12 protein-coding genes are annotated in these 13,121 nt (G+C 35.1%); 9 read left to right on the top strand and 3 right to left on the bottom strand.

The features are described from left to right. Window positions 1-110: 110 nt before the first annotated feature. Entirely contained in the window at window positions 111-800 is a 690-nt protein-coding gene (locus ACNQF8_RS01085; RefSeq protein WP_417950442.1) for a hypothetical protein, read from the bottom strand. Between the two features lie 333 nt (window positions 801-1,133). Then, the gene (gene alaS, locus ACNQF8_RS01090) at window positions 1,134-3,770 is read right to left on the bottom strand and encodes an alanine--tRNA ligase (RefSeq protein WP_417953488.1); all 2,637 of its coding nucleotides are present in this window, start codon (window positions 3,768-3,770) and stop codon (window positions 1,134-1,136) included. A gap of 345 nt (window positions 3,771-4,115) precedes the next feature. Between alaS and ACNQF8_RS01095 the strand changes: the two genes are divergently transcribed. From ACNQF8_RS01095 to ACNQF8_RS01135, 9 genes are all read left to right on the top strand, one after another. Beyond that, window positions 4,116-5,093, top strand: a complete 978-nt coding sequence (locus ACNQF8_RS01095; protein ID WP_417953489.1) for a M23 family metallopeptidase — start codon at window positions 4,116-4,118, stop codon at window positions 5,091-5,093. 99 nt (window positions 5,094-5,192) lie between these two features. Then, complete coding sequence (locus ACNQF8_RS01100) at window positions 5,193-5,525, top strand: MerR family transcriptional regulator (RefSeq protein WP_417950445.1); 333 nt, start codon at window positions 5,193-5,195, stop codon at window positions 5,523-5,525. Between the two features lie 65 nt (window positions 5,526-5,590). Further along, window positions 5,591-6,178, top strand: coding sequence for a LemA family protein (locus ACNQF8_RS01105; RefSeq protein ID WP_395379537.1), 588 nt, complete (start codon window positions 5,591-5,593; stop codon window positions 6,176-6,178). Between the two features lie 144 nt (window positions 6,179-6,322). After that, on the top strand, window positions 6,323-6,760 hold the full coding sequence (locus ACNQF8_RS01110) for a TPM domain-containing protein (RefSeq protein WP_417950446.1): 438 nt from the start codon (window positions 6,323-6,325) through the stop codon (window positions 6,758-6,760). Next, window positions 6,760-7,569: a TPM domain-containing protein gene (locus tag ACNQF8_RS01115; RefSeq protein ID WP_417950447.1), complete on the top strand. Its 810-nt coding sequence runs from the start codon at window positions 6,760-6,762 to the stop codon at window positions 7,567-7,569. The genes ACNQF8_RS01110 and ACNQF8_RS01115 overlap by 1 nt, the downstream gene beginning before the upstream one ends. Before the next feature lie 107 nt (window positions 7,570-7,676). Next, on the top strand, window positions 7,677-8,090 hold the full coding sequence (locus tag ACNQF8_RS01120; RefSeq protein ID WP_417950448.1) for an RrF2 family transcriptional regulator: 414 nt from the start codon (window positions 7,677-7,679) through the stop codon (window positions 8,088-8,090). Between the two features lie 243 nt (window positions 8,091-8,333). After that, window positions 8,334-10,928 (top strand): TonB-dependent receptor, encoded by a 2,595-nt coding sequence (locus ACNQF8_RS01125; RefSeq protein WP_417953490.1) that lies wholly within the window; start codon window positions 8,334-8,336, stop codon window positions 10,926-10,928. A 180-nt stretch (window positions 10,929-11,108) separates the two neighbouring features. After that, a complete protein-coding gene (locus ACNQF8_RS01130; protein ID WP_417950450.1) occupies window positions 11,109-11,852 on the top strand; it encodes a DUF2490 domain-containing protein in 744 nt (247 codons plus the stop codon). A gap of 115 nt (window positions 11,853-11,967) precedes the next feature. Further along, entirely contained in the window at window positions 11,968-12,207 is a 240-nt protein-coding gene (locus ACNQF8_RS01135) for a hypothetical protein (RefSeq protein WP_417950451.1), read from the top strand. A gap of 98 nt (window positions 12,208-12,305) precedes the next feature. Here the strand turns inward: ACNQF8_RS01135 and ACNQF8_RS01140 are convergent, their stop codons facing one another. Next, a complete protein-coding gene (locus tag ACNQF8_RS01140) occupies window positions 12,306-13,097 on the bottom strand; it encodes an SDR family oxidoreductase (RefSeq protein ID WP_417950452.1) in 792 nt (263 codons plus the stop codon). Window positions 13,098-13,121 lie beyond the last annotated feature (24 nt).

The raw sequence follows: 13,121 nt of genomic DNA on the forward strand, positions 1-13,121 counted from the left end.
TTGAATAATTTTAGCGAATTAAATAAGGTTTAGTTCTATTTTCATTGGTATAAAAAAACCCTTTCAGAGTTTTATACGCTGAAAGGGTTACTTTAAAATAAATATTTTTATTAATAGAAGTATTCTGTTTTCAGATACCCTCTATTTCCATTAGCCAAAAGTGCGGTTTCCGAAACCTGTTCCGTTGGATAATTATCCGAATCATATTTAAAAGAGCTTTTATAAAAATTAGCAGACGATAATACTTGATTCCCATTAGTAGTAGTTGTAATTACTGTATTTATCAAACTGTTATTTGATGAAATGGTCTCCATATGATTTAATAATTTTTTATATCCTAATACATTATACAAAGGATTATTATTCGAATCATAGTCAAAACTTATGCTGTAATTTGAAGCAACTCCTGCAACCGTATTGTCTAATATCCTTTCCTCTTTAATCAAATTTTCATTTTCAAAATACAATGTCCCGTGAAATTCTTTTACCTCCTGATTTCCTGAACCAATCGTGAATTTTTGATAAGAAACGGTTTTATCTGAATTATGAATATAACTTATTCTGTAATTCCCTAAAGATTCAACTTCAACTAATTTACCCAGAAGGTAACTGTATTCAATGGTCTCACTTTGTTGATTTGTTTTATTTAACGTTACAACTTTTGTAATCAAACCATCCGCATAGGTAAAAACAGTACGTTTCTGAGTTCCTTCAACACGAACTATTTCAGTTCCATTATAAGTAAATAACGTTGTTGCTTCAGTACCTTGCGCTGAAGTCTCAACAACTTTCTTTAGCAATTTTATACTATCGTCAGTATCATTTGAACACGAATAAAGTGTTAAAATAAAAATTGATAATACGAAAAATATTTTTTTTGTCTGTTTCATTATAATAAATAAATCAATTCGCCTTCCTCAAACCTTGGGGTACTACATTGGTCAAACCTAGAAAAACAAAACAAAAGCCACAATATTCATCGTTACAATCCCTATATTTCGGTTGAACTACTATTTTTAAACCTCCCGATAACACTATGTGCAGCCGCTATAAATACTGTGTTTGACAAAAAAACAAACCCTTTTAGAACGTAAGTCCTAAAAGGGTTTCTATTATAAAAAAATAAATTTGTTCTACTTTACAAACTCAACTGCTTTCTCCAAAGCTTGTTGAATTCCTGCGACATTCTTCCCTCCTGCTGTAGCAAAAAATGGTTGCCCACCGCCGCCGCCTTGTATAAATTTACCCAATTCACGAACCACTTGTCCAGCATTTAGGTTTTTCTCTGCGACTAATTCTTTAGAAACATAACAAGTTAGCATTGGTTTTTCTTCGTCGGCTGTAGCCAAAACTAAAAATAAATTATTCCCTAAGTTCCCTAATTCATACGCTAAATCTTTTGCTCCTTCCGGATTTAAATCCACTTGTTTTGCCAAAAACTGAACACCGTTTATTTCCTGTATTTCAGCAATTAAACTCGCTTTCAAATTTTTGACTTTATCTTTTACCAAAGCTTCTATTTGTTTCGCTAATTTGGCATTTTCTTCTTGCATCGAATGAACGGCTTTCAAAATATCCTGAGGATTTTTCAATGCTGTTTTTACTTCATTTAATGTGTTTTCATACGAAGCAAAATGTGCTTTTACCGCATCACTTGTAATCGCTTCAATACGACGAATTCCCGCAGCAACCGCTCCTTCTGAAACGATTTTGAAATGCCAGATTTCAGCTGTGTTTTTCACGTGGATTCCACCGCATAATTCCATGCTTTCGCCAAATTTAATCGCACGAACCTCATCGCCATATTTCTCTCCAAAAAGTGCCATCGCTCCTTCTTGAACTGCTTGCGCAAAAGGAATGTTTCTTCTTTCGATAAGTGGTAATTGCTCCTGGATTCTTGCATTTACAAAATCTTCTACTTGTTGCAATTCGGTTTCTGTCATTTTAGCAAAATGCGAAAAGTCAAAACGCAAATAGTTTGGATTTACTAAAGAACCTTTTTGTTCTACGTGAGTTCCCAAAATAATTCTCAAGGCTTGGTGCATCAAGTGCGTAGCCGAGTGATTTCTGGAAGATAAGCTTCTCAAATCCTGATTTACTTTAGCAACAAAACCAGCATTTACATTTTCCGGTAATTGTTTTGCAAAATGCAAAATCAGGTTGTTTTCTTTTTTAGTATCGATGATTTCTATCGTTTCATTTGCAGAAACCAACATTCCTTTATCACCTACTTGACCACCACCTTCTGGATAAAATGGTGTGTTATCTAAAACGATTTGGTATAAAATCCCATCTTTTTTACTATCCACTTTACGGATACGAGTGATTTTTACGTCACTTTCTGATTGATCGTAGCCTACAAATGTTTCTACATTTCCGGGAATCAACACTGACCAGTCTTCGGTAGAAACTTCTGATGCAGCACGGGAACGATTTTTTTGTTCTTGCATCGCAGCGTTAAAACCAGCTTCGTCCAGTTCGAAACCTTTTTCTCTAAGAATCAATGCGGTTAAGTCAATTGGAAACCCAAAAGTATCGTATAATTCAAATGCTTTTGTTCCAGAAACAGTTGATCCTTTAGTTTCGGCAACTACATTTTCTAATAATTGTAATCCTTGGTCTAAAGTTCTCAAGAAAGAAGCTTCTTCTTCACGAATCACATTGGTAACCAATTGTTGTTGTGCTTTGATTTCCGGGAAAAATTCCCCCATTTGATTCGCTAAAACACCAACCAATTGATTGATGAAAGGTTCTTTAGTATTCAGAAACGTAAATCCGTAACGAATTGCACGACGCAAAATTCTACGAATTACATAACCAGCGCCAGTGTTTGATGGCAATTGTCCGTCAGCAATAGCAAAAGCTACCGCACGAACGTGATCGACCACTACACGAATAGCAATATTAGTTTTATTCTGTTCTTCGGTAATATTTAAAACTTCGTTTGAAGTGTATTTTAATCCTGTAATTTGTTCAACTTTTTCAATAAGTGGTGTAAAAACATCGGTGTCATAATTGGAAGTTTTTCCTTGTAATGCCATACACAAACGCTCAAATCCCATTCCGGTATCAACGTGTTTTGCAGGCAATTTTTCCAGAGAACCATCTGCTTTACGGTTGAATTCCATAAATACATTGTTCCAAATTTCCACAACTTGCGGATGGTCATTGTTTACCAAACTTTTTCCTGAAACTAAAGCTTTTTCTTCTGCAGAACGAATGTCAACGTGAATTTCTGAACACGGTCCACATGGTCCTTGGTCACCCATTTCCCAGAAATTGTCTTTCTTGTTTCCAAGAATGATTCGGTCCTCGTCAATTAATTCCTTCCATATATCCCAAGCTTCCTGATCGAACGGTACATTTTCATCCGGATTTCCTTCGAAAACGGAAACGTATAAATTTTCTTTTGGAATTTTATAAACTTCTGTCAAAAGTTGCCAAGCCCAGTTGATGGCTTCTTTTTTGAAATAATCTCCAAAAGACCAATTCCCCAACATTTCAAACATGGTGTGATGATAGGTGTCAAAACCTACATCTTCCAGATCATTGTGTTTTCCTGAAACACGAAGACATTTTTGCGTATCGGCAATTCTGGTGCTTTTTGGAGTTCCGTTCCCCAGAAAATATTCTTTGAACTGCGCCATTCCTGAGTTGTTGAACATCAGTGTTGGATCGTCCTTAAGAACTATGGGTGCCGATGGAACGATTAAGTGCCCATTTGATGCAAAAAAATCCAGAAATTGTTTACGTACGTCTTGTGATTTCATTTTTATTGTTTGTTCGGTTATTTGTTAATTTGGTTAATCGGCTGCATCGCATAAACGAATAACCAAATTAACAAATTAACATTTTTTTTGCCCCAGATAGCAGTGAAAAGCTTCGAGATTTATAGATTTATTTTTTCTTGAGATGGCAGAGCGACTCCCGAAGTCTCGGGATAAGCTCCTGCTAGCTCATAAGAAAAAAAGATTTATAAACGAGAACTTGTAACGAATAGCTGGAATAGGCACATTATTTTATTTATTCTTGAAAAAAGGGTGTAACAAATGAAACATTTATTAAATTTGTTCGTCTAACCTTTTACAGTGTGCAAAAATAGGGTATTTTAAAATATGTCGAAAGTAAAATATTATTACGATTCCGAAAATCTAACCTATAGAAAAATAAAAATACGAAAAAGAAGAAAACTTGGTGTTATTATTCTGTTTTTATTGGCATCGGCATTGTTTGGTTTTTTAAGTTTTATTCTTTTATTGAACACTCCTTATTTTGAAACACCAAAAGACCGTTTGCAAGCACGTGAAATTGAAAATTTGAGATTGAATTATGCGCTGCTGAACAAAAAAATGGATCAGGTAAATGGCGTTATTGAAGCTATTGAAGATCGAGATAATAATTTGTATCGCGTGTATTTTAACAAATCGGCTATTCCTGATTCCATTCGGAAAGCAGGATTACCGGGAATCAATAGGTATAAAACATTAGAAGGTTATAACAATTCCCAGTTGGTAATCAATACCACAAAAAGGATTGATGTCCTTAGCAAGGAATTAGCGGTTCAGTCCAAATCATTGGATGTGATTTTGAAATTGGCAGAAGCCAAAAGTGATTTTTTGTCAGCCATTCCTGCCATTCAGCCAGTGCAAAATGAAAATTTAAAGCAAATGGCATCTGGTTTTGGATACCGAACGGATCCTTTTACAAAAGCAAGGAAAATGCATGAAGGCATGGATTTTACGGCAAAAACAGGAACTCCTATTTATGCCACTGGCGATGGAGTTGTAGCAAAAGCAGACAATACCGCCTCAGGATATGGAAATCATATTGTTATTCGGCATGGATTTGGATACGAAACTTTATACGCACATTTGAGCAAATATAAAGCGAGAGCTGGACAACGCGTAAAACGAGGTGACGTTATAGGATATGTGGGAAGCACAGGAAGATCCGAAGCACCACATTTGCATTATGAAGTCCTAAAAGATAAAAAAGTGGTGAATCCGCTTAATTTTTATTACGGAAATATTTCGGCAGTAGAATATGTTGTAATCGCGCAACTGGCGAACCAAGAGAATCAATCATTAGACTAATACAAAAGTAGTGTGCAGTGTTCGATTCACAGTGTTCAGATATAAGATAAAAAATAGTATTCAGTGACAATTCAACTGGACAAAAAATAAAAAACAGATATGCATATTGAATTATCTAAAGACAAAAGATATTACAGCATTGGCGAAGTAGCCAAGGCATTTGACGTGAATGCATCGCTGATTCGTTTTTGGGATAGTGAGTTTGATATTTTAAAACCTAAGAAAAATGCAAAGGGCAACCGAATGTTTACGCCTGAAGATATCACAAATTTGCAATTGATCTATCACTTGGTAAAAGAAAGAGGTTTTACGCTGGAAGGTGCCAAAACGCATTTAAAAGAAGGACAAAAGAAAACCTTGGATAAGTTTGAAATTATTCGAAAATTAGAAACGATACGCACACAATTAACAAATATTAAAAATGAATTGTAGTCAGCACGACTACTTCCTAATTAAAACTTTAAACAATTAAATAATAAACATTAAATTAAGTAAACATGAGAAGATTTTTGCCTTGGATTATCGGAGCGGTTGTAATTTTTGTAATTTACAGCTGGGTTAAAGGAATTAATAATACTGCAGTAACGTTAAACCAAAATGTAGAACAATCTTGGGGTGATGTTCAAACAGCGTATCAAAGAAGAAATGACCTTATTGGGAATTTAGTAAATACGGTAAAAGGTGCCGCTGATTTTGAAAAAAGCACGTTGACAGCAGTTATCGAAGCGCGTTCTAAAGCTACATCTGTAAAAATTGATCCAGCAAATATTACTCCGGAACAATTAGCTGAATTCAACAAAGCACAAAGTGGCGTGAGCAGTTCATTGTCTCGTTTATTAGTATCGGTTGAAGCGTATCCAGAATTAAAAGCAAACCAGAACTTCTTGAAATTACAGGACGAATTGGCCAGTACAGAAAATCAAATTCTAACGGCGAGAACGCGTTTCAACGAAGCAGTAAAACCATATAACTCTCACATCAAAACGTTTCCAAACAGCTTATTTGCTGGATTATTCGGATTCAAAGAAAAAGCATATTTCAATGCAGTTGAAGGTGCAGATAAACCAGTTGAAGTAAAATTCTAAAGGTAGATTATTAGACTTCTTAGATTTTTAGAAGTCCAAATAAATTAAAATTGAAGAAACAACCTATAAAAATTAACGGTTTTTGATTACGGATTTGAAAATTCTGAAATCAATAATCGTTAATCTTAAATCAAAACTATTTCAATGTCAAAAGTAGAAGATTTTTTAACCAAAGAAGAAGAACAAGAAATTGTTGAAGCTATTCGTATGGCTGAAAAAAATACTTCTGGCGAGATTAGAGTTCATATAGAAAAAACAACTTCCATGGATGCGTATGATCGCGCCATGGAAGTTTTTCATGAACTAAAAATGGATGAAACCGAACTTCAAAATGGTGTTTTGATTTACTTAGCGGTAGAAGACAGAAATTTTGTGATTTGTGGTGACAAAGGCATTAATGATGTCGTACAAGATGATTTTTGGAATTGTACCCGAGACGTTATGGTAGCAGAGTTCAAAAAAGGAGATTTCAAGCAAGGTCTTATCGATGGAATTACCAGAGCTGGAGAGCAATTGCAGAAATATTTCCCTTGGCTGGAAGGCGACACAAATGAATTATCAAACGAAATATCTAGAGGATAATGCTATTACAAAAAAAGAATACTACAATTTTCCTAAAGCTGTTTGTTTGTTTGTTATTCACACAAATTGGCTTTGCGCAATTTACTATTCCTGAAAAACCAACTTTACAGACTTCTGTTTATGATTATGCGAATGTTTTAAGCACAACAGAAAAAGCACAATTAGAAGAAAAGCTGATTAAATATTCTGATTCTACCACTACTCAAATTGTGATTATTACCATAGAAACCCTTAAAGGTGAAGACATTGGCATCCTTACTCCAAAATGGGGACATGCATGGGGAATTGGAGGAACAGCAAAAAATGATAATGGAGTACTTATTTTATTGGCAAAAGCCGAAAGAAAAATATGGATTTCACCAGGATATGGTCTTGAAGATCGATTGACTGCCGGTATAGGTGGAGAAATTACACGAAACATCATTATTCCTGAATTTAAAGCAGGAAGTTATTATAAAGGACTTGATAAAGGAACGGATGCTTTATTTGATGTTTTTAAAGGAAAATATAAAGGTGAACGAGTTAAAACAACTAAAGATAAAGGATTCCCTATTTTACCCTTAATAGTTATTGTCATCATAATATTAGTACTTATATCTCGAAACAAAGGCGGTGGCAATTCTGGTAACAGAGGTGGCGGAATAGGACCTAGTTTATTAGACGTCATTATTCTAAGCAGCCTTGGAAGAAACAGTGGCGGAGGTGGTTTCGGCGGAGGTTCATCTGGTGGTGGATTTGGCGGAGGAGGTTTCGGTGGTGGATTTGGTGGCGGAGGTTTCTCTGGCGGTGGATCTGGTGGAGACTGGTAATCTAAAGTTTCCATCTTTCTAAAAAGAACCAATATTCAAAAAAGCAAAAGCCCTTTTAAATATCTGTTATGCCTAATCTATTCAAAAAACATAAATCAATACAGTAAATGCTTTCACATAAAGCCAAATACGCACTAAAAGCCCTCTTATATTTAGCGCAACAAGAAGAAACCCATATTTCTCGAACTATCGAAATTGCGGACGCGGCCTCTATTCCAAAAAAATTTTTGGAACAGATTCTGTTGGATTTAAAACGTGGACATTTCGTAGGAAGTAAACAAGGTAAATTTGGCGGTTATTATCTTTTAAAATCTAAAAACGACATTACTTTAGCCGATATTCACCGACTTTTTGATGGTGCAATTGCATTACTTCCTTGTGCATCATTGAATTTTTACGAACGCTGTTCTGATTGCATCGATGAATCGGAATGCCTACTACGACATGGATTGATTACTATTAGAGAGGAAACTTTAAAGGCTATGCAAGGCATTACTATTGCTTCATTGGTAAAAAAATAAAAAAATATATTTTAAACTCTACTAATTTTATAGAATTAATTATATATTTGCATCAAATTTAATATATCATTAACAATCCAAATTTAAACGTATGAAAACTTACCGAAGTAAGCTTGCTTTTTTGAATAGGCAATCCCGAAAAAATCAACTAATTATAATTGAAAAAAAGAGTTCTCAAATAATGTGTATGTGCTAGTAAAAAAATTTAATTAAAATTCTACTAATTACATATACTTAATATAAATGAAAAATTCTATAAAAAATATAATTACAATAGTATTCGTTTTAACATTCTCAACATCTTTTGCTCAAGTTGTTCTTGAGGGAAAAGTAAAAGACGAACAAGATACCCCAATTGCAGGTGTCAATATCGTACTAAAAGGCACCACAAACACTACTACAACGCTAACTGATGGATCCTTTAATATCGAAGCAAAGTCACTTCCCTTCACGCTTATTGTGCAATATGCTGGCTACAATACCAAAGAAATTAAAATTACCGAATTACCTACCAACATAAAACCACTGGAAATTATCATCTCATACGGAGAAGAAAAAGTACTCTCTGAAGTGGTCGTTACCTCTCGCAGAAGAATAGAAAAAGCGCAGGACATCCCAATTGCCGTATCTGTAGTAACTGGAAAACAAGCGGAACAAGCAGGGGCTTTCAACGTGAATCGAGTGAAAGAATTGATCCCTTCTGTACAATTGTATTCCTCAAACCCTAGAAATACAGGTATCAACATTAGAGGACTTGGTTCGCCTTATGGACTAACTAATGATGGTATTGATCCTGGAGTTGGTTTTTATGTTGATGGTGTGTATTATTCGCGTCCAGCAGCCACCACTTTAGACTTTGTCGATATTGATCGAATCGAAGTATTGCGTGGACCACAAGGATCTCTTTTTGGTAAAAATACAACCTCAGGCGCTTTTAACATTACCACCAGAAAACCTAGTTTTACCTCTGGTGCTGATTTTGAAGTAAGCTACGGAAATTACGGTTTCCTTCAAGCTAAAACATCCATTACAGGTGGATTGAGCAAAAAACTGGCTGGTCGAATCTCTTTCTCAGGAACACAAAGAGACGGATTAATTGATAATGTAGTGACTGGAAGAGCCACAAATACCTTAAACAATCAAGGAATTAGAGGACAATTATTGTACAATGCTACTGAAAATACGAACATTTTATTCGCAGCTGATATCACCACACAGCGTCCTGATGGATATGCACAAGTTATTGCTGGTGTAGCACCAACAAAAAGGGCTGCTTACCGCCAATTTGACGCCATCATTGCCGATTTAAATTATCAACTCCCTAGCAGAAATGCTTTTGACCGTAAAATTGATCACGATACACCATGGCGCTCGGGACAAGATTTAGGCGGTGCCTCACTTAACATAGATACTAAAATTGGTAAACGTACCTTGACTTCAACTACGGCATGGCGTTTTTGGAACTGGGATCCTTCAAATGATAGAGATTTCACAGGACTTCAAGTTTTGGCTAAATCACAAAATCCAGCCAGACATACGCAGTTGACACAAGAAATTCGCTATGCAGGACAAGTATCTTCTAAATTAAGCGGAGTGGTTGGTGCCTTTTTTATCGATCAAACGGTTAAGATTAGAGGAACAGAAGAATCTGGAAATGCACAGTGGCGGTTTTCTCAATCGCCAGTAAACTATAACAATAACGGGGTTTCAACTCCTGTACCGCTTGCTAGATGGGCTGAACCAGGATTGCTTGAAGGCTATGGAATACGCACCATTGCTGATATTCATGCTATAAGTGCGGCATTATTTGGTCAATTAGATTGGCAAGTTACCGATAGATTACACATTCTACCGGGCTTACGCTACAATTATGATAAAAAAGAATCGAATTACGACCGTCAAACATACGGAGGTTTACAAACCAACGATCCACAATTATTGGCAATAAAAAGAGCGGTGTACACGAACCAAACTTTCTCTGCTAACAAAGATAAGTTTGACTTTTCAGGAAATATAACGGTGAATTACAAAGCAACTGATAAAATTAATGGCTACGCTACTTATGCTAAAAGTTACAAACCAGTAGGTGTAAATGTGGCTGGTTTGCCTACTCCTGCTACAGGACAAACATTGGCTGATCTTGCTGTCATTAGACCTGAAGACGTAAATCATTATGAAATTGGGATAAAAACCTCTCCGTTTAAAAGAGCTATTTTAAACCTGACGTTGTACAATACAGATATCAAAGATTTCCAAACCAATGTACAAGCAGCTGAATTAGGAGTTAATCGTGGTTACCTAGCCAATGCGGACAAAGTACGTGTGCGAGGTGCCGAAGTAGATGCTAGTTTTGTAATCAATGAGCATTTTGCTTTCAACGGTGCGTTGAGTTATACGGATGGAAAATATATTAAATTCACCAATGCTCCACTACCACTTGAAGAAACGGGAGCTTCTGTATCTTTCAAAGATGTGTCTGGAAGTACTTTACCGGGTGTATCAAAATGGGCTGGAAGTTTAGGCGGAGAATATACCAAATCTGCTAAGTTTTTTAGCAACCTAGGTAAATTCTTTGTAGCAATTGACTCTTATGCGCGTTCTGAATTTTCATCTAGCCCATCAGCTTCAAAATACTTGGTGGTACAAGGTTACGCTATCTTTAATGGTCGTTTTGGATTTAGAGCAACCGAAGGATTATCTATAAACTTTTGGGGTCGTAACCTATTGAACAAAGATTACTTCGAGCAATTACTGCCAGCTGGAGGAAATGCAGGACATTATGCAGGCGTATTAGGCGATCAAAGAACGTATGGAGTTACATTGAAATATTCACTTTAAAAAACTTTCAAAAAATTAAAATTTGAAACAGCACTCTTAAAAATCAAGTTTAAGAGTGCTGTTTTCTTTTTTCTAAAATACTATTAAGTTGATAAATTAAAATATTTTTTTAAAACACAAAACAATACCTATAGGATTTATGGACTTTATGTAAATTTGCCAAAATTGAAATAAAGCTCCGTGAAAAAATTTAGAGTCATTTTATTCTTACTCCTGTCTGTTCTTTGCCAAGCGCAAACGGAGGAAAAAAATATAGATCATCAAAGTATTCTTTGGACTCGTTATTACAATCAATTACTGCTAAGCGAAAAATGGTCTTTGCATTCTGAATTTGACAACCGACTTTTTCTAAAACCAGTGCAAGAAAACTTATATGTCGTCCGAATTCAAGGTCGCTATAAAATCAATGATCATTTAGAGATAGGTGCTGGCTTTGCTTATTTTTCTGTTGATACACAAGTCCCTGAAATTAATGCTGATTACAATACCCCTGAATATAGAGGACAGCAGGATCTTACATGGAAATCAAATGTAAATAAAGTAACCCTGACACAACGTTTTCAAGTAGAAGAGCGATTTATTCACAATGCTAATAAAGATGAGTTGCTTCCTGGCACTACATTTTTTTGGAGATTCAGATACAGACTTCAAGCCGATTACATTTTTTGGAAAAAAGAAAAACAGTTATTAAAAGCCGTACTGTCTGATGAGATAATGTTCAATTTTGGAAAAAAAATAATTAAAAACACTTTTGATCAAAATAGAATTTATGCTGCCATACATTATGGACTCAATAGCAATTTAGCATTTGAACTCGGATACCTAAACAGTTTTCAAAGAAGAAATAATGGAATCGATTATTTCAGCAGAGACATTATCCGGTTCAGCATTTTTCATAAAATAAAAATCTTAAAAAAAGTATAAACAGCATTTATAATTTGCTACCGATAAATAATTATAAATATTTTAAACTTTGATTATCAATATATTAACTAATTTTTTAAAATTCGTGCCGTAACTTTATTTAAAAGATATAGCCATGAAAAATTTTGCAATTAAACTCGTGTGGTTCACTACCATTTATGTTTTTGTTTTTGCCGGTTTATGTCAAACTAATGTTGCTTTACCGGTAATAATGACCCTATATTGCGTTGGTATACCGTTGATCCTTTTTATGGTATTCACCGTGATAACTGATGATTATCAAACTACAAAAACATTTAAAGATTGGTACGGCGACCATCCAATGGAAACTTTGGAAAAAGAAGAAGAAAGCTAATCGCGCAAATCCGTTTTTAATAAAGAAATCCCGACTGCTCGGGATTTCTTCGTATTTCACAACACTATAAATATCAATTTGAACTATTGAAATTCAGATTATCTAACTTTACTTTGCAGAACAAAACGATGCAACAGATTAGGAAAAAAACGTTTTAAATAAACGCCTAAAACTTCTTTTCCTCCAATGTAAACTTCAAAGGTATTTGATTCAACAGCTTTGATTAATTTTTTAACAAAAATAGCCACCGGCATACCATTTAAAGTGGCTTCATCGTCAGTATTTTGTTTTGATCCATCAGCAGTAAGTGCATTTTTTGCCACATTCGTTTGGATAAAACCGGGACAAATTAAGGTGACATTAATATTGTCTTTTTGATGTTCCATTCTTAGTACGTCAAAAAAACCATGTAAGGCATGTTTTGCGCCACAATAACCGGAACGATATGGAGAACCAAACTTCCCCATCAAACTGGTTATGGTAACAAAATGCCCTTTCTTATTTTTGATGAAATGAGGCAGCAAAGCTTTTGACAGCGCAACTGTACCAAGATAATCTACTTCAATTAGTTTTTTATCTACTTCAAAATCGGTGTCAGCAATCAGTGAGCGTTGGCTAACACCTCCGTTATTTACTAAAATATCAATTTTTCCAAAGGCAGCAATGGCATTTTCTACCTGATTTTTAGCATTGTCAAAATCCGACAGATCAAAAGGCAAAATCACAACTTCCGCTGTTGAACATTTAGATTTCACATCTTCTAAAGCTTTTATGTTCCGTGCCGAAAGAATGAGTTTACAATTTCTAGTTGCCAATTCATAAGCCAAAGCTTCTCCTATCCCACTTGAAGCTCCGGTAATCCAAACAATTTTGCCATTTATTGCATTCATTTTTTTTATAAAAATAAAAAAAGT

This window comes from Flavobacterium labens (genome assembly GCF_048286755.1).
Classification (GTDB): domain Bacteria; phylum Bacteroidota; class Bacteroidia; order Flavobacteriales; family Flavobacteriaceae; genus Flavobacterium.